Annotated in this window: 24 protein-coding genes and 1 tRNA gene; 18 read left to right on the top strand and 7 right to left on the bottom strand. The window is 55.5% G+C overall.

Annotated features, from left to right (window positions below; translation table 11 throughout):
- Positions 1-59 precede the first annotated feature (59 nt).
- The 3 genes from coaBC (at position 60) to slmA (ending at position 2,424) form a co-directional block, all read left to right on the top strand.
- Positions 60-1,271, top strand: coding sequence for a bifunctional phosphopantothenoylcysteine decarboxylase/phosphopantothenate--cysteine ligase CoaBC (gene coaBC / locus AC2TE5_RS00535; protein ID WP_484613378.1), 1,212 nt, complete (start codon positions 60-62; stop codon positions 1,269-1,271).
- Positions 1,249-1,707, top strand: coding sequence for a dUTP diphosphatase (dut, locus tag AC2TE5_RS00530; RefSeq protein WP_008502691.1), 459 nt, complete (start codon positions 1,249-1,251; stop codon positions 1,705-1,707). Before coaBC ends, dut begins: the two co-directional genes overlap by 23 nt.
- A gap of 120 nt (positions 1,708-1,827) precedes the next feature.
- Entirely contained in the window at positions 1,828-2,424 is a 597-nt protein-coding gene (gene slmA / locus AC2TE5_RS00525) for a nucleoid occlusion factor SlmA (protein WP_024906630.1), read from the top strand.
- A gap of 83 nt (positions 2,425-2,507) precedes the next feature.
- On the opposite strand, the gene pyrE is transcribed toward slmA, so the two are convergent.
- Together pyrE and rph are read right to left on the bottom strand one after the other, a co-directional pair.
- The gene (pyrE, locus tag AC2TE5_RS00520) at positions 2,508-3,149 is read right to left on the bottom strand and encodes an orotate phosphoribosyltransferase (protein WP_010426430.1); all 642 of its coding nucleotides are present in this window, start codon (positions 3,147-3,149) and stop codon (positions 2,508-2,510) included.
- Between the two features lie 67 nt (positions 3,150-3,216).
- Positions 3,217-3,933 carry a ribonuclease PH gene (gene rph, locus AC2TE5_RS00515; protein ID WP_010426431.1) on the bottom strand — a complete coding sequence of 239 codons (717 nt, stop codon included), beginning with the start codon at positions 3,931-3,933 and terminating at the stop codon, positions 3,217-3,219.
- A gap of 125 nt (positions 3,934-4,058) precedes the next feature.
- Between rph and AC2TE5_RS00510 the strand changes: the two genes are divergently transcribed.
- Both AC2TE5_RS00510 and AC2TE5_RS00505 read left to right on the top strand, forming a co-directional pair.
- The gene (locus tag AC2TE5_RS00510; RefSeq protein WP_063145645.1) at positions 4,059-4,922 is read left to right on the top strand and encodes a YicC/YloC family endoribonuclease; all 864 of its coding nucleotides are present in this window, start codon (positions 4,059-4,061) and stop codon (positions 4,920-4,922) included.
- Positions 4,923-5,126: 204 nt separating this feature from the next.
- Positions 5,127-5,744, top strand: coding sequence for a trimeric intracellular cation channel family protein (locus AC2TE5_RS00505; RefSeq protein ID WP_048980250.1), 618 nt, complete (start codon positions 5,127-5,129; stop codon positions 5,742-5,744).
- Between the two features lie 2 nt (positions 5,745-5,746).
- Here the strand turns inward: AC2TE5_RS00505 and ligB are convergent, their stop codons facing one another.
- The gene (gene ligB / locus AC2TE5_RS00500; RefSeq protein WP_484612476.1) at positions 5,747-7,417 is read right to left on the bottom strand and encodes an NAD-dependent DNA ligase LigB; all 1,671 of its coding nucleotides are present in this window, start codon (positions 7,415-7,417) and stop codon (positions 5,747-5,749) included.
- A gap of 251 nt (positions 7,418-7,668) precedes the next feature.
- Between ligB and gmk the strand changes: the two genes are divergently transcribed.
- From gmk to recG, 5 genes are read left to right on the top strand one after another with little or no spacing between them, the layout of a single operon-like run.
- Entirely contained in the window at positions 7,669-8,292 is a 624-nt protein-coding gene (gene gmk, locus AC2TE5_RS00495; RefSeq protein ID WP_008502674.1) for a guanylate kinase, read from the top strand.
- 54 nt (positions 8,293-8,346) lie between these two features.
- Positions 8,347-8,622, top strand: coding sequence for a DNA-directed RNA polymerase subunit omega (gene rpoZ / locus AC2TE5_RS00490; RefSeq protein WP_000135058.1), 276 nt, complete (start codon positions 8,347-8,349; stop codon positions 8,620-8,622).
- 19 nt (positions 8,623-8,641) lie between these two features.
- The gene (gene spoT, locus AC2TE5_RS00485) at positions 8,642-10,756 is read left to right on the top strand and encodes a bifunctional GTP diphosphokinase/guanosine-3',5'-bis pyrophosphate 3'-pyrophosphohydrolase (protein WP_213330097.1); all 2,115 of its coding nucleotides are present in this window, start codon (positions 8,642-8,644) and stop codon (positions 10,754-10,756) included.
- 4 nt (positions 10,757-10,760) lie between these two features.
- On the top strand, positions 10,761-11,450 hold the full coding sequence (trmH, locus tag AC2TE5_RS00480; protein WP_024906644.1) for a tRNA (guanosine(18)-2'-O)-methyltransferase TrmH: 690 nt from the start codon (positions 10,761-10,763) through the stop codon (positions 11,448-11,450).
- Positions 11,451-11,453: 3 nt separating this feature from the next.
- On the top strand, positions 11,454-13,535 hold the full coding sequence (recG, locus tag AC2TE5_RS00475; RefSeq protein ID WP_484612475.1) for an ATP-dependent DNA helicase RecG: 2,082 nt from the start codon (positions 11,454-11,456) through the stop codon (positions 13,533-13,535).
- Positions 13,536-13,537: 2 nt separating this feature from the next.
- On the opposite strand, the gene gltS is transcribed toward recG, so the two are convergent.
- Positions 13,538-14,740, bottom strand: coding sequence for a sodium/glutamate symporter (gltS, locus tag AC2TE5_RS00470; protein WP_063145642.1), 1,203 nt, complete (start codon positions 14,738-14,740; stop codon positions 13,538-13,540).
- Positions 14,741-14,966: 226 nt separating this feature from the next.
- Between gltS and xanP the strand changes: the two genes are divergently transcribed.
- Both xanP and AC2TE5_RS00460 read left to right on the top strand, forming a co-directional pair.
- Positions 14,967-16,358 (top strand): xanthine/proton symporter XanP, encoded by a 1,392-nt coding sequence (gene xanP / locus AC2TE5_RS00465; protein WP_196352861.1) that lies wholly within the window; start codon positions 14,967-14,969, stop codon positions 16,356-16,358.
- Positions 16,359-16,477: 119 nt separating this feature from the next.
- On the top strand, positions 16,478-18,166 hold the full coding sequence (locus AC2TE5_RS00460; protein ID WP_484612474.1) for an AsmA family protein: 1,689 nt from the start codon (positions 16,478-16,480) through the stop codon (positions 18,164-18,166).
- Positions 18,167-18,323: 157 nt separating this feature from the next.
- Here the strand turns inward: AC2TE5_RS00460 and yicI are convergent, their stop codons facing one another.
- Positions 18,324-20,642: an alpha-xylosidase gene (gene yicI, locus AC2TE5_RS00455; protein ID WP_484612473.1), complete on the bottom strand. Its 2,319-nt coding sequence runs from the start codon at positions 20,640-20,642 to the stop codon at positions 18,324-18,326.
- A gap of 12 nt (positions 20,643-20,654) precedes the next feature.
- A complete protein-coding gene (locus tag AC2TE5_RS00450) occupies positions 20,655-22,046 on the bottom strand; it encodes a glycoside-pentoside-hexuronide family transporter (protein WP_484612472.1) in 1,392 nt (463 codons plus the stop codon).
- Positions 22,047-22,334: 288 nt separating this feature from the next.
- Here AC2TE5_RS00450 and AC2TE5_RS00445 point away from each other — a divergent pair.
- Positions 22,335-22,429: transfer RNA gene (locus AC2TE5_RS00445), tRNA-Sec, on the top strand.
- A gap of 65 nt (positions 22,430-22,494) precedes the next feature.
- Entirely contained in the window at positions 22,495-23,349 is an 855-nt protein-coding gene (locus tag AC2TE5_RS00440) for a hypothetical protein (RefSeq protein WP_484612471.1), read from the top strand.
- On the opposite strand, the gene AC2TE5_RS00435 is transcribed toward AC2TE5_RS00440, so the two are convergent.
- Positions 23,350-23,538 (bottom strand): toxin-antitoxin system HicB family antitoxin, encoded by a 189-nt coding sequence (locus AC2TE5_RS00435; protein ID WP_484612470.1) that lies wholly within the window; start codon positions 23,536-23,538, stop codon positions 23,350-23,352.
- Positions 23,539-23,674: 136 nt separating this feature from the next.
- Between AC2TE5_RS00435 and AC2TE5_RS00430 the strand changes: the two genes are divergently transcribed.
- The 4 genes from AC2TE5_RS00430 to AC2TE5_RS00415 all read left to right on the top strand — a co-directional run bounded on the left by AC2TE5_RS00430 (position 23,675) and on the right by AC2TE5_RS00415 (position 25,787).
- Positions 23,675-23,971, top strand: coding sequence for a SymE family type I addiction module toxin (locus tag AC2TE5_RS00430; RefSeq protein WP_484612469.1), 297 nt, complete (start codon positions 23,675-23,677; stop codon positions 23,969-23,971).
- Between the two features lie 371 nt (positions 23,972-24,342).
- Positions 24,343-24,828 carry a type VI secretion system tube protein TssD gene (gene tssD, locus AC2TE5_RS00425; protein ID WP_484612468.1) on the top strand — a complete coding sequence of 162 codons (486 nt, stop codon included), beginning with the start codon at positions 24,343-24,345 and terminating at the stop codon, positions 24,826-24,828.
- Between the two features lie 9 nt (positions 24,829-24,837).
- Positions 24,838-25,203, top strand: coding sequence for a tlde1 domain-containing protein (locus tag AC2TE5_RS00420; RefSeq protein ID WP_072051083.1), 366 nt, complete (start codon positions 24,838-24,840; stop codon positions 25,201-25,203).
- The gene (locus AC2TE5_RS00415; RefSeq protein WP_484612467.1) at positions 25,200-25,787 is read left to right on the top strand and encodes a hypothetical protein; all 588 of its coding nucleotides are present in this window, start codon (positions 25,200-25,202) and stop codon (positions 25,785-25,787) included. The genes AC2TE5_RS00420 and AC2TE5_RS00415 overlap by 4 nt, the downstream gene beginning before the upstream one ends.
- The last annotated feature ends 8 nt before the right edge of the window (positions 25,788-25,795 follow it).

Genomic DNA, 25,795 nt, shown 5'->3' with positions numbered 1-25,795 from the left:
CTTTGGGGATTGTGATAAAATGCCCGCTCTCTGGTGAAACCCAACAGGAAAGAATCATGATGAGCCTGGCCGGTAAAAAAATCGTTCTTGGCGTGAGCGGCGGCATTGCTGCCTACAAAGCGCCGGAGCTGGTGCGTCGTCTTCGCGAGCGCGGGGCAGATGTGCGGGTCGCGATAACCGAAGGCGGTAAAGCCTTTATCACCCCCCTGAGCCTGCAGGCCGTTTCAGGATACCCGGTATCTGACAGCCTGCTCGATCCGGCCGCCGAAGCCGCGATGGGCCATATTGAGCTGGGTAAATGGGCTGACCTGGTTATCCTCGCCCCCGCCACGGCTGATTTAATCGCTCGGGTGGCGGCCGGTATGACAAACGACCTGGTCTCTACCATTTGTCTGGCCACGCCTGCGCCTGTTGCCGTCGTTCCTGCCATGAACCAGCAGATGTACCGTAACGCGGCCACCCAGCACAATCTCGAGACGCTGGCTTCACGCGGCCTGCTTATCTGGGGTCCGGACAGCGGCAGCCAGGCCTGCGGCGATGTTGGCCCGGGTCGCATGCTTGACCCGCTGACGATTGTTGATATGGCCGCAGCCCATTTTTCGCCTGTCAACGATCTGCAACATCTCAACATCATGATTACCGCGGGCCCGACGCGCGAGCCGCTGGATCCGGTGCGCTACATCACCAACCACAGCTCCGGCAAAATGGGCTTTGCGATTGCCGCCGCCGCCGCAAGGCGTGGCGCGCACGTCACGCTGGTGAGCGGCCCGGTATCGCTGCCTACCCCTGCGTTTGTGAAGCGAATTGACGTTACCACCGCGCTGGAGATGGAAGCCGCCGTGCAGGCACATGCGCAAAGCCAGCAGATTTTTATCGGCTGTGCGGCCGTCGCAGACTATCGTGCCGAGACGATCGCTGAGGCTAAAATTAAAAAGCAAGGCGATGAATTAACACTAAAAATGGTGAAAAACCCGGACATTGTTGCCGGTGTCGCCGCACTAAAAAGCCATCGTCCATACGTTGTTGGGTTTGCCGCAGAAACGAATAATGTGGAAGAATATGCCCGGCAAAAACGTACCCGCAAAAACCTCGATTTGATTTGCGCGAACGACGTATCGCTGGCCACACAAGGATTTAACAGCGACAGCAACGCACTGCACCTTTTCTGGCAGGATGGAGATAAAGTCTTACCGCTTGAGCGCAAGGAACTCCTGGGCCAACAATTACTCGACGAGATCGTTACCCGTTATGATGAAAAAAATCGACGTTAAGATTCTGGACCCGCGTGTTGGCGAGCAATTCCCGCTGCCAACCTATGCCACCTCCGGCTCTGCCGGTCTTGACCTGCGCGCCTGTCTCGATGACGCCGTAGAACTGGCTCCGGGTGCCACTACCCTGGTTCCAACTGGCCTGGCAATTCACATTGCTGACCCGTCGCTGGCAGCGGTGATACTGCCGCGTTCTGGCCTGGGCCATAAGCACGGCGTTGTGCTGGGTAACCTGGTCGGCCTGATCGACTCCGACTACCAGGGTCAGCTGATGGTCTCCGTCTGGAACCGTGGTCAGGACAGCTTCACCATTGAACCGGGCGAGCGTATCGCACAGATGGTCTTTGTACCGGTGGTACAGGCAGAATTTAACCTGGTGGCAGACTTTGACGCCACCGACCGTGGCGAAGGCGGCTTCGGCCATTCCGGGCGCAAATAACGGCCCGAAAGACACGTATCTCACAGCGTCATAATGCAATAACAAACCGCAAACGCCAGTTTGCGGTCGCTGTGTGGATGCCAGCCTGGCAAGTGCTTATTTTCAGGGGTATTTTGTAACATGGCAGAAAAACAAACCGCGAAAAGGAATCGTCGCGAAGAAATACTTCAATCTCTGGCTCTGATGCTTGAATCCAGCGATGGCAGTCAACGCATCACCACCGCTAAACTGGCCGCCTCTGTGGGCGTGTCTGAGGCGGCGCTGTACCGTCATTTTCCGAGCAAGACCCGGATGTTCGACAGCCTGATCGAGTTTATTGAAGACAGCCTGATCACGCGCATCAACCTGATTCTGAAAGACGAAAAAGACACCACCGCGCGTCTGCGTCTGATTGTGCTGTTAATCCTGGGCTTCGGTGAACGCAATCCGGGCTTAACCCGTATCCTCACCGGCCACGCGCTGATGTTTGAGCAGGACAGACTGCAGGGCCGCATTAACCAGCTTTTCGAACGTATTGAAGCGCAGCTGCGCCAGGTACTGCGCGAAAAGAAAATGCGTGAAGGGGAAGGTTACAGCATTGATGAAACGCTGCTGGCAAGCCAGATTCTGGCGTTTTGTGAAGGGATGCTCTCCCGCTTTGTGCGCAGCGAGTTCAAATACTGTCCAACGGACGATTTTGATGCCCGCTGGCCGTTAGTGGCCGCTCAGTTGCAGTAACATCGTTGCCGGATGGCGGCTTCGCCTTATCCGGCCTACGAAATGCGCAGGCCCGGTAAGCGTCGCGCCACCGGGCAATTTAACTACACTCCGAACTCTTCCCGGTACGCACGTACCGCCGCCAGATGGTCCGCCATCTCAGGCTTCTCTTCCAGATACGCAATCAGGTCTTTCAGGGTGATAATCGACGTCACTTTGCAACTGTAATCGCGCTCGACTTCCTGAATAGCGGAAATTTCACCGCGACCACGCTCCTGACGATCCAGAGAAATCAGCACGCCAGCAAGCGTCGCACCGTTGGCCTGGATAATCTCCATCGATTCGCGGATCGCCGTACCCGCGGTGATCACATCGTCGACCAGCATGACGCGGCCCTGCAGCGCGCTGCCGACCAGATTCCCGCCTTCACCGTGGGTTTTGGCCTCTTTGCGGTTAAAGCAGTACGGCACGTCGCGGTCATGGTGTTCCGCCAGCGCCACCGCGGTGGTGGTCGCAATCGGAATGCCTTTATAGGCCGGGCCAAACAGCAGGTCAAAATCAATCCCGGAATCCACCAGCGCTTCGGCATAGAAACGGCCTAACAATGCCAGATCGCGCCCGGTATTAAACAGCCCGGCGTTGAAGAAATAGGGGCTCTTACGCCCGGATTTCAGCGTAAATTCGCCAAACTTAAGTACCTGCTTGTTAAGCGCAAACTCAATAAACTGGCGCTGATACGATTTCATGGATTTGCTCCTTTGGTTTTTCTGTCTTACAGGCAAAAAAAAGGCGACTCATTGGTCGCCTTTAAAATCAATTTTCTAACGCCGCTTTCTGCGTCGTTACAATGGATTCGATGCCCCCTCGGGCCAACGCCAGCAGGGAGAGAAGTTCTTCGTGGGTGAACGGCTCACCTTCCGCCGTGCCCTGCACCTCAATGATGCGACCGTCTTCGGTCATCACCACGTTCATGTCGGTTTCGGCTGCGGAATCTTCAACGTATTCCAGATCGCAAAGCGCTTCGCCGTTAACGATACCGACAGAAACCGCCGCAACCATACCTTTCATTGGGTTGGTTTTCAGCTTACCGGCCGCAACCAGCTTGTTCAGGGCATCGGCCAGCGCTACGCAGGCACCGGTAATGGATGCGGTACGCGTACCGCCGTCTGCCTGAATCACGTCGCAGTCCAGCGTGATGGTGAATTCGCCGAGGATTTTCAGGTCAACGGCGGCACGCAGCGCACGCGCGATCAGGCGCTGAATCTCCATGGTACGACCGCCCTGCTTGCCCTTTGCCGCTTCACGGGCATTACGGGTATGGGTCGCACGCGGCAGCATGCCGTACTCAGCGGTGATCCAGCCCTGGCCCTGACCTTTCAGGAAGCGCGGAACGCCTTCTTCGATGGAGGCGGTGCACAGCACTTTAGTGTCACCAAACTCAACCAGCACGGAGCCTTCAGCGTGTTTTGTATAGTTACGGGTCAGGGTGACGGGACGCACCTGATTGGCGCTACGGCCTGATGGACGCATGATGGATTCTCCGGCTTGAAACGAATGTGGCTGCGCATTATACGGATAAAGGACGCTTATTCCTATCCTGAGAAGCCCCCGAAAGCTATAATCCCCCCATCTCTCCTTTAAAAACGGGAATGTCTATGATCCGCAGTATGACCGCCTACGCCCGGCGTGAAATCAAGGGTAGCTGGGGCAGCGCCACATGGGAAATGCGCTCGGTAAACCAGCGTTACCTGGAAACGTATTTCCGTATGCCGGAGCAGTTCCGCAGCCTTGAGCCTGTCGTACGTGAGCGTATCCGTAATCGTCTGACGCGCGGGAAAGTGGAATGTAACCTGCGCTTTGAGCCTGATGCCAGCGCACAGGGCGAACTCATCCTCAACGAAAAACTGGCGAAACAGCTCGTGAACGCGGCGAACTGGGTCAAAATGCAGAGCGATGAAGGCGAAATCAACCCGGTTGATATTCTGCGCTGGCCTGGCGTCATGGCCGCCGGTGAGCAGGATCTGGATGCCATTGCCGCTGAAATCCTGGCAGCCCTCGACGGCACGCTGGACGACTTTATCGTTGCCCGCGAAACCGAAGGTCAGGCGCTGAAAGCGATGATTGAGCAGCGCCTTGAAGGCGTGAGCACCGAAGTTGCCAAAGTCCGCACCCATATGCCAGAAGTGCTGCAATGGCAGCGCGAGCGTCTTGTCGCCAAACTGGAAGAAGCGGAAGTTCAGCTGGAAAACACCCGTCTGGAACAAGAGCTGGTGCTGATGGCGCAGCGTATTGATGTCGCTGAAGAGCTGGACCGTCTGGAAGCGCACGTTAAAGAAACCTACAACATTCTGAAGAAGAAAGAAGCTGTGGGCCGCCGTCTGGACTTTATGATGCAGGAGTTCAACCGCGAGTCGAACACCCTGGCGTCTAAGTCGATCAATGCAGAAGTGACGAATTCAGCGATTGAGCTGAAAGTGCTGATTGAGCAGATGCGCGAGCAGATTCAGAATATCGAGTAATGCCTTTCGGGTGGTGTCGACTGCGCCACCCATTACTATTTCTAATCCATCTCAACGCTCATTTTTGCGCCTTACCGCCTTTCATCAAGCCTGCCCAATATAACGTGATGAAAATTTATAGGGCAAACTGACTCGCCTTAGAAAATCTCAATCGTGATCTTGCGCACAAATCGCTAACCTCCCCGCGTTCACACCGGAGGGTATATGCTGCTTCACATCCTTTATCTTATTGGCATCACCGCAGAAGCCATGACCGGCGCACTTGCCGCCGGACGTCGCCGTATGGACACCTTCGGCGTAATCATTATTGCTACCGCGACCGCACTGGGCGGCGGTTCCGTGCGCGATATCCTGCTTGGCCATTACCCGCTTGGCTGGGTTAAACACCCTGAGTACGTGATTATCGTGGCGACGGCTGCCGTGTTAACCACCATCGTGGCGCCAGTTATGCCCCATCTTCGCCGCCTGTTCCTGGTGCTTGATGCGCTGGGGCTGATCGTCTTTTCGATTATCGGTGCGCAAATCGCGCTCGATATGGGGGAAGGACCGGTTATCGCCACCATTGCTGCCGTGGTCACGGGCGTATTCGGTGGTGTGCTGCGCGATATGTTCTGCAAACGCATCCCCCTGGTCTTTCAAAAAGAGCTGTATGCCGGCATCTCCTTTGCGGCAGCGGTGCTTTATATCGCTCTACAGCATTACGTTTCGAACCATGACGTGGTGGTCATCTCGACGCTGCTGTTTGGCTTTACGGCCCGCATGCTGGCGCTGCGTCTGAAGCTCGGGCTGCCCGTTTTTCATTACAAACACAGCACACACTAGCTTCAGAACCCGTTGATGTGCTGTTCAGCGAGCCATTTCGCCAGCACATCAATCTGAGGCGCGTGCATCCAGTTAACGATTTGTCGCGCTTTCTCCTCTCCCGTTCCCGGCAGGGCCTGCCAGTCCTTTGCGTTGCGCCCGCTCATCTCCTGCCACGATATGTCTCCCATCGCCTTCAGCGAAGCCTGCGTCATTGGCACACCCAATGCCATGAGCCAGCGGATAAACGGTTTTTCGCGCACCAGATTAAATCGGTGCCAGAGCGCCAGCCCGCGTGCTGAGGAAAACCCCGGTGTAGTCTGCAGCTGCGCCTGTGTTAATAACAGCCATGAAAAGAGATGTTCAAAACGATGCGCCTGCCAGAGGGCCCGCCAGCCTGATTCGCCTAATCCTTCAATATCAAAGACCTGCTTTGAGCTGAGCCACGTCAGCCGGGCAAAGAACTGCTCCATACACTCCGGCGAAGCATAGAAACAGCTAAGAGCATGATAGCGCGGGGCCGGAGGCTCTGGCTTATGCCTGTCCGTCCCGCGCCAGAGCACCTTATCAAACCGGGGGATACCCTGCCCGGCCAGGCTGACCTGTATCTGGTCCCCCGGGGCAATATCCAGCCTCTGCCAGCGCCCAACCGAGCCCAGACTCACCCGCTGCACCTGTTTATCATCCAGTTGCACGGGTTCCAGCGCTGCTACAACAGAAATTTTACCCGTTCTCCCTACGGAAAAATGAATATCTCTCACCTCAGCGACCTGGGCTGCAGGAGGATATTTCCAAGCGACAACCCAGCTGCCTTCTCCCGGTAACCAACCTTCGCCCGCGGGTTCATCTTCCGAACGCACCACAATGCCATCCGTGGCAAAGGGTAATGCGGTCGCGTGCCAGGCCGCGCGCTGTTTCTCGACGGTATCAACAGATTTAGCGGGAAGCGTGTACCGTGCCGACAGCGTAAAACCGGCCTGAGACAGTTCAGCTAAAGATGTCTGCATATCTTTCGGTCCGTCCGGCCAGGCCCAGATGAATACGCCGATCATGCTTAATAGCGCGTTATCCTTTTGCCTCATCATCGCCCCCGCCACCTTTGCGCGAGCGTTCATTCCGCCCATCTGGTTCTGAATGTGGTTGTCACGTAACCAGAAAAGCTCGCCCTGTAAGACGCTATTCGCCAGCACGCCGGTGAGCTTTTGCGGAACCGACGGGATTAAACGCACCTTCTCGGTCCAGTCTTCCCCTTTCAGGCCATCACCGCGGCTGATGGCCTGGGTTAACTTTCCGTCACGATAGACCAACGTTACCGCCACGCCGTCAACTTTCGGCTGCAGCCACAGATGCTGTCGGGCACGCATCCACTGCCTCAGCTCCTCTTTGCTGGCCACCTTATGCACGCCCGTGTGTGCAACAGGGTGTTTTACGCTCCCCGTCAGCGCGGGGAGTTTCTCTTCTGAAGGCTCACCGCCAAAACAGCGCTGCCACTGCGTTAATCGCCCGTGAAGCTGGTCGTAAACCTCGTCGTTGATCTCGCTCACGCCCTGCTTCCAGTAAGCCTCATCCCAGCGTTTGATTTGCGCGCTTAACGACGCCATCTCTTTCTCTGCTTTTGCCTGCGACCACACTGGACATACCGCCGCGCCATAGCCACACCACAACAGCATTAACCCGCTTACCCATCGCCACATCGCTACCCCTCCTTTGCATTGCAGGAGGTATACCCGGATGCCTGAAACAACGCTAACGGCAACGTTTCACAATGCGAGACGCTATCCGGGATTTCTTTTGGTTGCTGAAAACCACAGATAAAACCTGAAAACGGCACGCAAAATTCAATAATCCAGGGGAAAAAGTGTGACAAAGGCTACGTCACGGTGCGCCGACGTGTATAATAAGCCCGTATGTAGGACTTCTTCGTTAACACATACAAAAGACTCTCATGGCTCAAGGCACGCTTTATATTGTTTCTGCCCCTAGTGGCGCGGGTAAATCCAGCCTTATTCAGGCACTGTTAAAAACCCAACCGTTGTACGACACACAGGTTTCTGTTTCTCACACCACGCGCCAGCCGCGTCCGGGTGAAGTGCACGGTGAACACTATTTCTTTGTGGATCACGACGAATTCAGAGCGATGATCGGCAGAGACGCGTTTCTTGAACACGCTGAAGTATTCGGTAATTACTACGGTACCTCGCGTGAAACCATTGAGCAGGTTCTGGCCACGGGCGTGAATGTGTTCCTGGATATCGACTGGCAGGGCGCACAGCAAATTCGCAAGAAAATGCCTGACTCGCGCAGTATCTTTATTTTACCGCCATCGAAAGATGAGCTGGATCGCCGCCTGCGTGGCCGCGGTCAGGACAGCGAAGAAGTGATCGCAAAGCGTATGGAACAGGCTGTTGCAGAAATGAGCCATTACGCGGAATATGATTACCTTATTGTGAATGATGATTTTGATGCCGCATTGAGCGATCTCAAAACCATTCTTCGTGCAGAACGTCTGCGTATGAGCCGCCAGAAGCAGCGACATGACGCATTAATCACCAAACTGTTGGCAGACTGAACCCACTTTCAGTATCATGCCCAGTCATTTCTTCACCTGTGGAGCATTTTAAGTATGGCACGCGTAACTGTTCAGGACGCTGTAGAGAAAATTGGTAACCGTTTTGACCTGGTGCTGGTCGCCGCGCGTCGCGCTCGTCAGATGCAGGTAGGCGGTAAAGATCCGCTGGTACCGGAAGAAAACGATAAAACCACCGTCATTGCACTTCGCGAAATCGAAGAAGGTCTGATCAACAACCAGATCCTCGACGTGCGTGAGCGCCAGGAGCAGCAAGAGCAGGAAGCCGCAGAACTGCAGGCCGTAACCGCTATTGCTGAAGGTCGTCGTTAATTAAACCTGCGGGTCGCCCTTGTATCTGTTTGAAAGCCTGAATCAACTGATTCAAACCTACCTGCCTGAAGACCAGATTAAGCGTCTTCAGCAGGCGTATCTCGTTGCACGTGACGCTCACGAGGGCCAGACACGTTCAAGCGGTGAACCCTATATCACGCACCCGGTAGCGGTGGCCTGTATTCTGGCCGAGATGAAACTCGACTACGAAACGCTGATGGCCGCTCTGCTGCACGACGTGATCGAAGATACCCCTGCCACCTATCAGGACATGGAACAGCTGTTTGGCAAAAGCGTTGCCGAACTGGTGGAAGGGGTCTCTAAGCTTGATAAGCTGAATTTCCGCGACAAGAAAGAGGCGCAAGCCGAAAACTTCCGCAAGATGATTATGGCGATGGTGCAGGATATCCGCGTCATTCTCATCAAACTCGCTGACCGTACCCACAACATGCGCACGCTGGGCTCACTTCGCCCGGATAAACGTCGCCGCATTGCCCGTGAAACCCTCGAAATCTACAGCCCGCTGGCGCACCGTTTAGGTATTCATCACATTAAAACCGAGCTGGAAGAGCTGGGTTTTGAAGCGTTGTACCCGAACCGCTATCGCGTGATTAAAGAGGTGGTGAAAGCCGCACGCGGTAACCGTAAAGAGATGATTCAAAAAATCCTCTCTGAAATCGAAGGGCGCTTACAGGAAGCGGGGATCCCGTGCCGCGTCAGCGGTCGCGAGAAACATTTGTACTCCATCTACTGCAAAATGGTGCTCAAAGAGCAGCGTTTTCACTCGATCATGGACATCTACGCCTTCCGCGTCATTGTCCACGACTCGGACACCTGCTATCGCGTGCTGGGGCAGATGCACAGCCTCTACAAACCGCGTCCAGGGCGTATGAAAGATTACATCGCCATTCCAAAAGCGAACGGCTATCAATCTTTGCACACCTCGATGATCGGTCCGCACGGCGTGCCTGTTGAGGTGCAGATCCGCACCGAAGACATGGACCAGATGGCAGAGATGGGTGTTGCCGCACACTGGGCGTATAAAGAGCACGGTGGCGAAAGCAGCACGACCGCACAAATCCGCGCCCAGCGCTGGATGCAGAGCCTGCTGGAGCTTCAGCAGAGTGCGGGAAGCTCGTTTGAATTTATCGAGAGCGTTAAATCCGATCTCTTCCCGGATGAGATTTACGTTTTCACCCCAGAAGGTCGCATTGTCGAACTGCCTGCGGGCGCAACGCCGGTCGACTTCGCTTACGCCGTGCATACCGATATCGGGCATGCCTGCGTCGGCGCACGCGTCGACAGACAGCCTTATCCGCTGTCTCAGCCGCTCTCCAGCGGCCAGACGGTAGAAATTATTACCGCGCCGGGCGCACGTCCTAACGCGGCCTGGCTGAACTTTGTCGTGAGCTCCAAAGCGCGCGCCAAAATTCGCCAGCTGCTGAAAAACCTCAAGCGCGATGATTCCGTCAGCCTGGGGCGTCGTCTGCTCAACCACGCGTTGGGCGGCAGCCGTAAGCTGGCTGAAATTCCGCAGGAGAACATCCAGCGTGAGCTGGAGCGCATGAAGCTCGCGTCGCTTGATGACCTGCTGGCAGAGATTGGCCTCGGCAACGCCATGAGCGTGGTGGTGGCGAAGAACCTGCAGCAAGGCGACACGACAGCGGTGCCTGCAACGACGCAAAGCCACGGACACTTGCCGATTAAAGGCGCGGACGGGGTGCTGATCACCTTCGCAAAATGCTGTCGTCCAATTCCTGGCGACCCGATTATTGCGCACGTCAGCCCGGGCAAAGGGCTGGTTATCCACCACGAGTCCTGTCGTAACATTCGCGGCTACCAGAAAGAAGCCGAGAAATTTATGGCGGTCGAGTGGGATAAAGAGACCGCGCAGGAATTTATCACCGAAATTAAGGTGGATATGTTCAACCACCAGGGTGCCCTGGCGAACCTGACGGCAGCGATCAACACGGCCTCTTCCAATATTCAGAGCCTGAATACGGAAGAAAAAGATGGCCGCGTGTACAGCGCCTTTATTCGTCTGACCGCCCGCGACCGCGTGCATCTAGCGAATATTATGCGCAAGATCCGCGTCATGCCGGACGTGATTAAAGTCACCCGAAACCGAAACTAGGTTTATGAATTCACAACGTTATGCACGTATCTGCGAAATGCTCGCCAGGCGTCAGCCTGACCTGACGGTCTGCATGGAGCAGGTGCATAAACCTCATAACGTCTCTGCTATCGTCCGTACCGCAGATGCCGTCGGTGTGCATGAAGTGCACGCCGTCTGGCCGGACGGCCGTATGCGAAATACGGTCTCGGCGGCGGCAGGCAGCAACAGCTGGGTGTCTGTCAAAAATCATCACACCATTGGCGAAGCCGTATCGCACCTGAAAGGGCGCGGGATGCAGATCCTGGCCACTAACCTGTCCGCTAAAGCCGTAGATTTCCGCGAGATCGACTACACCCGCCCGACCTGCATTTTGATGGGTCAGGAGAAAACCGGGATCACCCAGGAAGCGCTGGATCTGGCGGATCGGGACATCATCATTCCGATGATCGGCATGGTCCAGTCTCTCAACGTCTCCGTGGCGTCCGCGCTCATTCTGTATGAAGCGCAGCGCCAGCGTCAGAACGCCGGGATGTACGAGCGCAGCAACAGCATGCTGCCGGAAGAGGAACAGCAGCGCCTGCTGTTTGAAGGCGGTTATCCGGTGCTGGCTCGCGTTGCGAAGCAGAAAAAATTGCCTTACCCCCACGTCAACGCGCAGGGCGAAATTGAAGCCGATGCCGAGTGGTGGGCCACCATGCAGTACGCCGGGTAAGCGATGAAAGGCCGCCTGCTGGATGCCATCCCGCTTAACAGCCTGACGGGCGTGGGCGCGGCGCAAAGCAATAAGCTGGCAAAAATTGGCCTGCACACCGTGCAGGATCTCCTGCTTCACCTCCCCCTGCGTTACGAAGACCGCACCCAGCTCTACAAGATTGGCGATCTCCTTCCCGCCATTTACGCCACCGTTGAAGGCGAAGTCCTGAACTGCAACATCACCTTCGGCGGACGCCGGATGATGACCTGTCAGATCAGCGACGGCACCGGCATTCTCACCATGCGTTTTTTCAACTTCAGCGCGGCGATGAAAAACAGCCTGGCGACGGGCCGCAGGGTGCTGGCCTATGGCGAAGCCAAACGCGGGAAATACGGCGCAGAGATGATCCACCCGGAGTACCGCGTGCAGGGCGATCTCAGCACGCCGGAAATGCAGGAGACGCTCACCCCGGTTTACCCAACGACCGAAGGCATCAAGCAGGCGACGCTGCGTAAGCTCACCGATCAGGCGCTGGAGCTGCTGGATACCTGCGCCATTACCGAGCTGCTGCCGCCCGAGCTGGCGCAGGGCATGATGAGCCTGCCCGAGGCGCTGCGCACCCTGCACCGCCCGCCGCCAACGCTGCAGCTCAGCGATTTAGAAAGCGGCAAACACCCCGCCCAACAGCGTCTTATCCTTGAGGAATTACTGGCACATAACCTGAGCATGCTGGCGCTTCGCGCGGGCGCGCAGCGTTTCCACGCCCAGCCCTTAAGCCCGCATGATGAGCTCAAAGATAAGCTGCTGGCCTCGCTGCCGTTTAAACCCACCGGCGCGCAGGCGCGCGTCACCGCCGAAATCGAACGCGATATGGCGCTCGACGTGCCGATGATGCGCCTGGTGCAGGGCGACGTAGGTTCCGGTAAAACGCTGGTTGCCGCGCTGGCGGCCCTGCGCGCGATTGCCCACGGTAAGCAGGTGGCGCTGATGGCGCCGACCGAGCTGCTGGCAGAACAGCACGCCAACAATTTCCGCGCCTGGTTTGCGCCCCTGGGGATTGAAGTGGGCTGGCTTGCCGGGAAGCAAAAAGGCAAAGCGCGCCTTGCGCAACAGGAGGCTATTGCCAGCGGGCAGGTGCAGATGATTGTCGGCACGCACGCCATCTTCCAGGAGCAGGTGCAGTTTAACGGTCTTGCGCTGGTGATTATCGACGAGCAGCACCGCTTCGGCGTGCATCAGCGTCTGGCACTGTGGGAGAAAGGCCTGCAGCAGGGCTTCCACCCGCATCAGCTGATCATGACCGCCACGCCGATCCCGCGCACCCTGGCGATGACCGCCTACGCCGATCTGGATACCTCCACCATCGACGAACTGCCGCCGGGCCGTACGCCGGTCACAACGGTCGCCATTCCTGACACGCGCCGCAGCGATATCATCGACCGCGTGCGCAACGCCTGCACCCACGAAGGGCGTCAGGCCTACTGGGTCTGTACGCTGATTGAAGAGTCTGAACTGCTGGAAGCGCAGGCTGCCGAAGCCACGTGGGAAGAGCTTAAGCTGGCGCTGCCGGAGCTGAACGTGGGTCTGGTTCACGGACGCATGAAGCCCGCCGAAAAACAGGCGGTGATGCAGTCGTTCAAACAGGGTGATTTGCATCTGCTGATCGCCACCACGGTGATCGAAGTCGGCGTGGACGTCCCGAATTCCAGCCTGATGATCATCGAAAACCCGGAACGTCTCGGCCTTGCCCAGCTCCACCAGCTGCGCGGGCGCGTTGGCCGTGGCGCGGTAGCGTCCCACTGCGTACTGCTCTATAAAGCCCCGCTCTCGAAAACCGCCCAGATGCGGTTGCAGGTGCTGCGCGACAGCAACGACGGTTTTGTGATTGCGCAAAAAGACCTGGAGATCCGCGGCCCGGGCGAACTGCTCGGCACGCGTCAGACGGGGAACGCGGAATTCAAAGTGGCGGATTTGCTGCGCGATCAGGCGATGATCCCCGAAGTTCAGCGCCTTGCACGACATATTCATGAACGCTACCCCGAACAGGCGGCAGCGTTAATTGAGCGCTGGATGCCGGAAACCGAGCGCTATTCCAACGCCTGATTTCAGGCAAACATCGGCAGCATCAGGTACAGCTTAATCACCAGCGCGTTGACGATATCAATAAAGAACGCCCCGACCATCGGGACCACCAGAAACGCCATGTGCGATGGCCCGAACCGTTCGGTGATCGCCTGCATGTTGGCGATAGCCGTTGGGGTAGCCCCCAGGCCAAACCCGCAGTGACCCGCAGCCAGCACCGCCGCATCGTAGTTTTTGCCCATCATACGCCACGTGACAAATATGGCGTATAGAGCCATAAACAGCGCCTGCACCGCCAGAATGGCCACCATCGGCAGCGCCAGAGAGGCTAGTTCCCACAGCTTGAGGCTCATCAGCGCCATCGCCAGGAACAGCGACAGGCAGACGTTGCCGAGCACCGATACCGCCCGTTCAAATACGCGGTAGAAGCCCATCAGCGCCAGACCGTTGCTCAGGATCACCCCGATAAACAGCACGCAGACAAACGTCGGCAGTTCAAACGCTGAGCCCGCCAGCCATTGCGCAACCACTTTGCCCACGGTCAGGCAGATGGCGATCGTCGCGATGGTTTCAATCAGCACCAGCGAGGTAATGCTGCGCCCGACGTCCGGCTTTTCGAACGCGGTCGGCACCAGCTCATCGTCAGGCCTGCCGTTCGGCGTGGTGGAGTGTTTAACCAGATACCGCGCCACCGGGCCGCCAATCAGGCCACCCAGCACCAGACCAAAGGTCGCACAGGCCATCGCCACTTCCGTCGCGTTTTCAAACCCGTAGCGTTCGATGAACAGCTTGCTCCATGCGGCCCCGGTTCCGTGACCGCCCGAAAGGGTAATCGACCCCGCCAGCAGCCCCATCAGCGGATCCAGCCCCAGCAGCGTCGCCATCCCGATGCCGATAGCGTTTTGCATTAGCAGCAGCCCCACCACCACAATCAGGAATACGCCGAGCACTTTACCGCCCGCCCGCAGGCTCGCCAGGTTAGCGTTCAGGCCGATGGTGGCAAAGAAGGCCAGCATCAGCGGGTCCTTCAGGGACATATCAAAATCGATTTCCCAGCCCATGCTTTTTTTCAGTATCAGCAGGGCCAGCGCCACCAGCAGGCCACCGGCGACAGGTTCAGGAATGGTGTATTTCTTCAGAAGGGAAACGCTATGTACCAGCTTACGGCCAAGCAGTAAGACCAGCGTTGCGGCAACAAGTGTCGACAACGTATCGAGATGAATCATAGAAGGCTCCTGTTTTGCGCGTGTTCCATACACTCGCGGCGTTATCCTGGGCCGGTTTGCGCTCTTCATGAGCTCCCGGCGCGAAAAAGTGTAATTTTTTTTCCCGATGCGTTGTAGAAAACCTGCTCACAGCGGCAGATTTTCTTCCCTTTTTTTGCTGGCAATCGTTTGCTTTTACCAGGTGGTCAGATAAAATGCCCGCTTTTCCACCGTGGGATTGCCGCCGATGTCCGTTAACACCATAGAGTCGCCCGATGCGCAACCGATTGCGCAGAAGCAAAATAGCGAACTGATTTACCGCCTTGAAGACCGCCCGCCGCTGCCGCAAACGCTTTTCGCCGCCTGCCAGCATCTTCTGGCGATGTTTGTTGCGGTGATCACCCCGGCGCTGCTGATTTGCCAGGCGCTCGGTTTACCGGCGCAGGACACGCAGCACATTATCAGCATGTCTCTCTTCGCCTCCGGCGTGGCCTCGATTATTCAAATTAAAGCGTGGGGTCCGGTAGGGTCGGGATTATTGTCGATTCAGGGCACCAGCTTTAACTTCGTGGCACCGCTGATCATGGGCGGTACGGCGCTGAAAACCGGCGGTGCGGATGTTCCGACCATGATGGCGGCGCTGTTCGGCACGCTGATGCTGGCCAGCTGTACGGAGATGGTGATCTCCCGCGTTCTGCATCTGGCTCGCCGCGTCATCACCCCGCTGGTTTCCGGCGTCGTCGTAATGATTATCGGCCTGTCGCTGATCCAGGTGGGCCTGACCTCCATCGGCGGTGGCTATGCCGCAATGAGCGATCACACCTTCGGCGCGCCGAAAAACCTGCTGCTGGCGGGTGTCGTGCTGGCGATCATTATTCTGCTTAACCGTCAGCGTAACCCTTACCTGCGCGTCGCCTCGCTGGTGATCGCCATGGCGGCGGGTTACCTGCTGGCGTGGGCACTGGGCATGCTGCCTGAGAACACCGCGCCGACCAACAGCGCGCTGATCACCGTCCCCACGCCGCTGTACTACGGGCTGGGCATTGACTGGGGCCTGCTCCTGCCGCTGATGCTGGTCTTTATGATCACCTCTCTGGAGACCATCGGTGACATCACCGCCACCTCCGACGTCTCCGAGCAGCCGGTGTCCGGCCCGCTGTATATGAAGCGCCTGAAAGGCGGCGTGCTGGCGAACGGCCTGAACTCGTTTGTCTCTGCGGTATTCAACACCTTCCCGAACTCCTGCTTCGGTCAGAATAACGGCGTGATCCAGCTGACCGGCGTGGCCAGCCGCTACGTTGGTTTTGTGGTGGCGCTGATGCTGATCGTCCTCGGCCTGTTCCCGGCAGTAAGCGGCTTTGTGCAGCACATCCCTGAGCCGGTGCTGGGTGGCGCAACGCTGGTGATGTTCGGGACTATCGCGGCCTCCGGCGTGCGTATCGTTTCCCGCGAGCCGCTGAACCGCCGCGCGATCATGATTATCGCGCTGTCGCTGGCCGTCGGTCTGGGTGTTTCCCAGCAGCCGCTGATCCTGCAGTTTGCGCCTGACTGGGTGAAAAACCTGCTCTCTTCCGGCATTGCCGCGGGCGGTATCACCGCTATCGTACTGAACCTCATTTTCCCGCCTGAAAAGAACTGATCCTCTTCACGGCAGGCAGTCAATGCCTGCCGTGACATCTAATTACACCATTCCCGCCTTGAGGATTGCGCATAAATCGTGCATAACTCCCTTATGTGCGTTTTGCGGGATGGAAGACCATGAAATTTATTGGAAAGCTCCTCATCTATCTTCTGGTAGCCCTGCTCATTGTGATGCTGGCGCTCTATATTCTGCTCCAGACCCGCTGGGGCGCGTCTCAGGTCAGCAGCTGGGTGACGGTGAATACCGACTACGAACTCAGTTTCGACAAGATGAATCACCGCTTTTCGTCGCCTTCCCACATCATTCTGGAAAACGTCACCTTCGGTCGGGACGGTAAACCCGCCACGCTGGTAGCCAAAAAAGTCGATATCGGCCTGAGCAGCCGCCAGATAACCGATCCGCTGCATATGGACACCATCACCCTGTTCGACGGCACGCTGAATCTCTCGCCCCAGACGGCACCGCTGCCTTTCCAGGCGGATCGCCTGCAGCTGAACAACATGGCCTTTAACAGCCCGAATACCGAATGGGACCTGAGCGCACAGAAGGTTACTGGCGGCGTCAGCCCGTGGCAGCCGGAAGCGGGCAACGTGCTGGGGAACAACGCGCAGATTCAGATGAGCGCAGGCTCGCTGACCCTGAACGGCGTACCGGCCACCAACGTGCTGATCGAGGGCCAGCTTAACGGCAAGGAGGTGGTGCTGAAAACAATTGGCGCCGACATGGCCCGTGGCTCACTCACCGGCTCCGCCCTGCGCAACGCCGACGGGAGCTGGATTATCGACACCATGCGCCTGAACGAGATCCGCCTGCAGAGCGATAAAACGCTGATGGCGTTCTTCGCGCCGCTGGCCACCATCCCCTCTCTGCAGATTGGTCGTCTGGACGTGACCGACGCCCGGCTTCAGGGCCCGGACTGGGCGGTGACCGATCTCGACTTAAGCCTGCGCAACCTGACTCTCAGCAAAGGCGACTGGCAGAGCCAGGAAGGACGCCTGTCCATGAACGCCAGCGAGTTTATCTACGGCTCGCTGCATCTTTTCGACCCGATCCTGAATGCGGAGTTTTCCCCACAGGGCATGGCGCTGCGTCAGTTCACCTCCCGGTGGGAAGGCGGCATGGTACGCACCTCCGGCAGCTGGCTGCGCGACGGTAAAGCGCTGGTGCTGGACGATGTCGCCATCGCCGGGCTGGAGTACACCCTGCCTGAAAACTGGAAAACGCTGTGGATGGAGCCTCTACCGGAATGGCTGAACAGCGTCACGCTGCAAAAATTCGGCCTGAGCCGCAACCTGGTGATCGATATCGATCCCGCCTTCCCGTGGCAGATCACCTCTCTGGACGGCTATGGCGCAAACCTGCAGCTGGTGAAAGATCGCCAGTGGGGTATCTGGGGCGGCAGCGCAACCCTGAACGGTGCGGCCGCAACCTTTAACCGCGTGGACGTGCGCCGTCCGTCGCTGGCGCTGAATGCCAACGCCGCCACGGTGAACATTACCGACCTGAGCGCCTTTACCGAGAAAGGTATTCTGGAAGCCACGGCAACGGTTTCACAGCTCCCGCAGCGGCAGACCACGGTGAGCCTGAACGGGCGCGGCGTGCCGCTCAACGTGCTGCAGCAGTGGGGCTGGCCTGCGCTGCCGATTACGGGCGACGGCAATATTCAGCTCACCGCCAGCGGCAGCGTGCAGGCCAGCGCACCGTTGAAGCCAACGGTGAACGGCAAGCTGAACGCGGTGAATATGGATAAACAGCAGGTGCAGCAGACGATGACGGGCGGTGTGGTTTCGACACCGGCGCAATAAACAAGCCGGGTGGCGCAAGGTAAATGCAAAACGGCAACCCTGTTGCCGTTTTTGATGTTTGTTCCCTCTCCCTGTGGGAGAGGGTCAGGGTGAGGGCATCAGACCGCACAATTATCGTAGGCCCGGTAAACGAAGCGCCACCGGGCATTTTTACGGCTCAGAGGTAAACCACCACCTCATCCCCCTCCGCTTTCACCACCACACCCCACTCGCTGCCCGCGTGTGAACCGCCTTTCACGCCGCTCACCTTCTGCACGTTGCGCAAGCACACCGACCAGTTTTGCGCGTCTCCCGCACCGGTAAAGGTCACGATGTCGCCCCGACGTGACGCCTTCAGCGTAAACGCCACGGAGCCGTCCGCCGCAGGCACTTCGCTCACCGCCGTTGCGCCGTCGTTCAGGTTAAACAGCTGGAAGGCCGTCCCCTCATTCCACGCGTAGTCCGGCTTCTGGTTGTTGCTGCCCAGCGCCAGCAGGGTGTTATCGCGCACGTAGACCGGCAGGCTCATAAAATCGTGCTGTTGCTTATGCCAGCGGCTGCCCTGAATTTCGTCGTTGTGCCACAGGTGCGTCCAGCGTCCTTCCGGCAGATAAAACTGCACGTCCCCCGCCTCGGAGAACACCGGCGCGACCATCACCGAATCCCCCAGCATGTACTGGCGGTCGAGGTAATCGCACGCCGGATCGTCCGGGAACTCCAGCATCATCGCGCGCAGCATCGGCGTGCCGAACTCGCGCGCCAGCGCCGCCTGACGATACAGATACGGCATCAGCTGGCACTTCAGCTGGGTGAAGTGGCGCACCACGTCGCAGGACTCGTCATCGTACGCCCACGGCACGCGGTAGGATTTGCTGCCGTGCAGGCGGCTGTGGCTGGAGAAAAGCCCGAACGCGCACCAGCGTTTGTAGACGTGCGCCGGAGCGGTGTTTTCGAACCCGCCGATATCGTGGCTCCAGAACCCAAAGCCGGACAGGCCAATCGACAGCCCGCCGCGCAGGCTTTCGGCCATGGATTCATAGTTGGCGTAGCAGTCGCCGCCCCAGTGCACCGGGAACTGCTGTGCGCCGACGGACGCGGAGCGGGCAAACAGCACCGCCTCTTCTTCCCCCACCGTTTCTTTCAGCACGTTCCACACCAGCTCGTTATAGATGTAGGCGTAGTGGTTGTGCATCTTCTGCGGATCGGACCCGTCAAACCACTGCACGTCCGTCGGGATACGCTCGCCGAAGTCGGTCTTAAAGCAGTCGACGCCGATATCCACCAGGCCTTTCAGCCTGTCGGCATACCACCGGCACGCGTCCGGGTTGGTGAAGTCGTAAATCGCCAGCCCGGGCTGCCATTTGTCCCACTGCCACAGAGAGCCGTCCGGGCGCTTGAGCAGGTAGCCCTTCTCTTTCAGCTCCCGGAAGATCGGGGATTTCTGGCCGATGTACGGGTTAATCCATACGCAGACCTTCAGCCCTTTCTCCTTCAGGCGTCGGATCATCCCTTCCGGATCCGGGAAGGTCACCGGGTCCCACTCGAAGTCGCACCACTGGAAGGCCTTCATCCAGAAGCAGTCGAAGTGGAAGACGTGCAGCGGCAGGTCGCGCTCGGCCATGCCGTCGATAAAGCTGTTTACCGTCGCTTCGTCGTAGTTGGTAGTGAACGAGGTGGTCAGCCACAGGCCGAACGACCAGGCAGGCGGCAGCGCCGGACGCCCGGTGAACTGCGTATAGCGGTTCAGCACCTCTTTCGGCGTCGGGCCGTCGATCACGAAGTACTCGAGATATTCTCCTTCCACGCTGAACTGCACTTTGGAGACCTTCTCGGAACCGACTTCAAACGAGACGTTCTCGGGATGATTCACCAGCACGCCGTAGCCGCGATTGGTCAGGTAGAACGGGATATTTTTGTAGGACTGCTCGGTGCTGGTGCCGCCGTCGCGATTCCAGGTTTCGACCGTCTGGCCGTTGCGCACCAGCGCGGTAAAGCGCTCACCCAGACCGTAGACCGTTTCCCCCACGCCCAGATCCAGACGTTCGAACACGTAATTGTGGTCGGTATTGCTGTCCTGCACGTAGCCGTTATTTTTTAGCTGGCTGCCGGTAATGCGCTGGCCGTTGCGCAGGAAATCCAGCGCCCAGAACTCGCCTTTGGTGACGCGGACGCTGACGCTGCCGCTTTTCAGCTCGGCAAACTCGGCGTTGTTTTCGATCTCTACCTTCACGTCTTTCAGAACGTTCAGCGGATAGTGCGGGCCATTATTCAGCGCGCCCTGGAAGTGCTCGATGCGTACCCCGACAATCCCTTCCTGCGGGGCAAACAGGCGCACCGTGAACATCAACGTGTCGAGCTGCCAGGTGCGTTCGCGCACGTCGCGCGGCGCAACAAACACCACCAGGTCATTGTCCTGCTGCTCCACGTCGAACACCTGCACCGGATAGGTCACGTTCAGACCCGGTTGAATAAGCCAGTTTCCATCACTGATTTTCATACTCTCGTCCTCTTAGTTCTGTAATTCTTTGCTGACCGGCAGAGTTTCAAACTCCTGCTGATTGCGGCGCGCGCCCTGCGCCAGCTCGCCCATGATTTTGGTCAGGAAAGGGGTTTTCAGCGTGTAGTAGCGTTTGGCGATGATGGCGCTCAGCACGTAGCAGACCGCCGGGGCCAGGGTAAACAGGCCGATAATGATGCTGATGGTCGCGCTGTTCTGGGTTTTGGCTGCCGCGTCGTAGCCGCCGCCTGCCAGCATCCAGCCGATCATCGCCCCGCCCAGCGCCAGGCCAAGCTTCAGCACGAACAGCGTGCCCGCAAAGCTGATGCCGGTCAGGCGCTTGCCGTTGGTCCATTCGCCGTAGTCGACGGTATCGGACATCATCACCCACTGAATCGGCGTCACCAGCTGGTGCAGCACGCCGATGACGAAGATAAAGGCGAACATCAGCACGGTGGCGTGCATCGGGACGAAGAACATCGCCACGCTGACCACCGCCAGCGCGGCGTTGGTCCACCAGAAGATGCTGACCTTGCACTTCCAGTCGGTGAGCGGTTTCGCCAGCGCGGAGCCGATCAGGTTGCCGACGCAGTAGGTGGTGAGGAACGCGACGAACACCTCCGGCGAGCCCATGATCCAGGTGCAGTAGTACATCATCGCCCCGCCGCGCACGCAGACGGCGAGGATGTTGAGAATGGTGAGCACGCCAACGATGCGCCACTGGTCGTTGTGCCAGATGTCGCGCAGGTCTTCCCGCATGGAGGTGGTGCTCGGCGGCACCTGGATGCGCTCTTTGGTGGTGAAGAAGCAGAACGCCAGCATCAGGAACGCGACCACCGACAGCACGGCGATGCCGCCCTGGAAGCCGAACGCTTTATCGTCACCGCCAATCAGGTTCACCAGCGGCATCATCAGCACCGTGGAGAGCATGCCGCCTGCCGTTGCCAGCACAAAGCGCCAGGACTGAAGGGAGATACGCTGCGTCGGGTCGTTGGTGATCACGCCGCCGAGCGCGCAGTACGGGATGTTGACCACGGTATAGAGCAGGGTCAGCAGGGTGTAGGTAACGGCGGCGTAAATCATTTTGCCGTTGAGGCTGAGGTCCGGCGTGGTGTAGGCCAGCACGCAGACGATGCCGAACGGGATGGCACCAAACAAAATCCACGGACGGAACTTGCCCCAGCGGCTGCGGGTGCGGTCAGCAATCAGGCCCATGCACGGGTCGGATATCGCATCCAGCGCGCGCGCCAGCAGGAACATGGTCCCGACAAACCCGGCGGGAATGCCGAAAATATCGGTGTAGAAGAACATCATGTACAACATAACGTTATCAAAAATGATGTGGCTGGCGGCATCTCCCATGCCGTAACCAATCTTCTCTTTTACTGACAAAACTTCGCTCATCTTTTTTTATCCTTCACGCTGTAGGGGGCGCTGAGACCGGTTACAAAGTTTTAAACCATTGTTTCAGGAGCGGGTATTGCGTTTTCTGGTTAGCAGATTACGTTTCTTGTTTTTTGTGATCGCGGTAAATGTTGAGAGCACGGGGGGCTAACATGAGGATTTTCTTAGGAATTAACTGAAACAGGGGTGTACAGGTCAAAAGAGAGGTGAAAAAAGTGTGTCGGGGTATGTGGTAAATGCCTGAAAGTAGCTATAATGCGCCCCGCCTCCATGTAGCAATCGAGGCGCGGAAGATCGTCATCTCCGGTGAGGTGGCTGGACTTCAAATCCAGTTGGGGACGCCAGCGTTCCCGGGCAGGTTCGACTCCTGTGATCTTCCGCCAAAAGTTTCTATTTTCCTAAACGCTTACTGTCATTTCCATTTTCTTCACATCATAGTGATATAAATATGTCTGCCGAAAAAAAAATTGAAGATATAACATGTGGCTATGTGATGCCAATAGCTAGAACCGACGGCTATCCTGAAAGCCACTGGAAGGATGTTTTAACTATTTTAGATTCTGTAACATCTGACTTGGGAATTAGTAAAAAAAGGATTGTAAGCGATGGTGATACCATAACAACCATACACTCGAGAATAGTTAACAATCTTAATGAAGATGATATTATTATTTGTGATGTAAGTTCAAGAAATCCAAATGTTATGTTTGAACTGGGAATGAGAATAGCTTTCGACAAACCAGTAATTATAATTAAAGATAGCCTAACAGACTATTGTTTTGACTCAGGGACCATCGAGCATTTGCCGTATCCGAAAGATCTACGTTATGGAGAAATACAAATCTTCAAAGAGAAACTTAAGAAAAAAATAGTTAAAACCCATGAAGAATTTATTCAAAATGGGGACAAAGGTGTGAGCCCTATTTTGAAAAACTTTGGTTCCTTTGAAAGAAAGAAAATAAAACTTGATAAACTTAGCGCTGAAGAAGCTTTAATTAGAGATATTGACTCGATAAAAAGCTCATTGTTGCATATACAAATGTCTGTCCCTTTCATGATGAACTCTATGAAAGAAACAAACACAGAAATAAAAATCAATCCTACAATGTTTTCTAAATTTATAAAAATCGAGGTCAAAGATTTCCCTTCTGAGAAAGTGGACACCCTTATTTCACTTCTGGATACAGAAAGATTATCTTTTGAACTAAGCGAGGAAGGATATTTAAAAATTAAGACAACCAATCCTTCTGAAAGACAACGAGCTCACCAAGTAATTAATTTTATCAATAATACGCCATTTTGACTATCCCGCCTCAAGACCTAATCGTTGAAGTTCTTTTCTTCCTAAGGTCTTGAGCCAATTCCCTAAACTCATCCCCTCAGCCTTCGCAGCAGCCTCAAACTGTTCCTTCAACTCCGGCGTAATACGCATCTGGAACGTCGGTGCTTTTCCGGATTTAGATTTGTTAGGGTCACGTTTAGCAGTTGACATGTACGTACCTACAAGAGCAAGATATCATCACTGAGGTACGTACCTTAACATACGAAAACCTCAAATTAAAACGCCCTCGCCAGGTACTCGCAATACCGGACGAGAGCTAACCTCACCAACTATCAAGGAGTTGATTATGGCTGATTCGCATTCTACCCCAGACACCGACCAATCCGGAACCGAGCGTTCGTTAATTGTGGGATACCGCCCGAATGTTTTCGACAAATCCACGCCGAAAATCATCCTTTCCGGCAAGTGGCTGCGTGCGGCAGGTTTTGATACCGGACAGCAGGTCACGATAAAAGTGATGAAAGGGTGCATCGTTCTGGTGGCGTATAACGAGCAGGAGCAAAGGATTCTGGACGATTACAAACGCACTAAAGCAAAGTTATGCCAGATCGAGAACACGCTGGCGAGCCTGCAATTATCATAACCGTTCCCGCTGTTATCAAGTTGGCTGCTGGGCATGCAGCCAACATAAAACACATTATGGAATGCCAGATTTCTTCCATGACATCCAAAAAGCAATCGAACCCAACATGTAATGCTAACTTACAAGTTCAATATTTGATGACATTCATCGTTTCAATACCTGATGCTATTTTTACTTAGCATTTATCTTACGATGGCAACGAAATCATAATTCAACGTTATAGTTTTTGAAAAAATATCTGAGAAAACAATATATCGCAAAGAGAAATTTTAAGCCCCACTTCCATATTTTCTTTTCTATTTTGAAATGAAAGTCACAATTTAAATCCATAATGAAGAGTAGTTTCCCTCACTCTATAAAAGGAGATTGAGATGGCTATACCTGTTTACTTATGGCTCGAGGATGATTCAGGCCGGAGGATTAATGGATCTGTCGATATAAAAGATCGCGAAGGTTCAATAGAAGTGATTGAATTTATGCATTCTATAGAACAACCTATAGATAAATTCTCCGGTAAAAGCACTGCAAAACGCATTTGTAGTACCTATGCATTCATGAAAGAGATTGATTCATCATCCTCTTATCTATACAAAGCCTTGTGCACTGGGCAAACACTAAAAAAAGCAGAATTTATATTTTACAGAATCAACTATAACGGACTTGAAGAGGCTTACTTTAAGACAACGTTAGAAAATGCAAAAGTTGTTCAAATTGAACCTATCATGTTTGACATTAAACACCCGCAAAACCAACACTATACACACCATGAATATGTAGATCTGACATATGAAAAAATCACATGGCACTACATTGATGGAAACATCATTCACTATGATACCTGGAAAGAACGCGCTTAAGGAGAAAGTATGTCCTGGGAATATGATGTAAAAGAGCATAAATTTTATCTGGATGGTGTCTACCAATTTGATGCAGATTACGCAGGAGCTAGTGGTTACAAAAACGATCCGTCACAAGAATGTGTAAAAAACAGCGGACCGCTGCCACGAGGTACCTACACTATTGGGTCCCCTCATAATTCAGCCCATACTGGGAAATATACTCTCAGCCTCACGCCCTACTCGACAAATGATATGTGTGGTAGAGACTCATTTAAAATACATGGTAAAAGCAGTTTGCACCCCGACGACTCTTCAGAGGGCTGCATCATTGCTCCCCTTAGTGCCAGAAGGAGTATCTGGAAAAGCAACGATACGGTATTGATTGTCAAATGAAGCATTTATTTTGTTTATTGCCATTACTCGTTGCAGTCAGTTCGCACGTCTCAGCAACGGAAATGACCGGCTTCGCGACTCGATATTACGATGAAGACGGCTCGCTGACGCAAATTTCAACAACAATGCCCCTTACTCCAATCATCACCATCGGTAAGAAAACCGTGCAAATGGAGGTTACTCATCTGGCAGACATCTCCAGCACACCAGTTAACAAAGACAGTTCCGCACGCTGGGTCTGCCTTCATGACGACGATGACACGAATTACTGGTTCATTTCTGATAACGAAATGGGTGCAGGATTGCTAACTGCGCTAGTTATAGCCAAAGATGGCATCCATCACGAGTGTGCTAAAACAACGGAACCTGTCAGAGTCTCGGTCGCTAATGTTCCATTATTAAATGCGACGCATGGCAATTTAGTCGCATTGTTCGGCAAGAAAGAGATAGCCAAAAAGAAAGCGATGCTTTTTTATCAGGAGACGCCAGTACAGAATGGATTCATCCAGAGTAATACGGTCTCGTATTACTTCGATGGCGAAAAAGTACATGGCGTAATCATCGGGCAAATTACCAGTAATTAGTTTTATAA

This window comes from Enterobacter sp. N5-15 (assembly GCF_057221635.1).
This window is presented reverse-complemented; position numbering and strand designations above follow the sequence as displayed.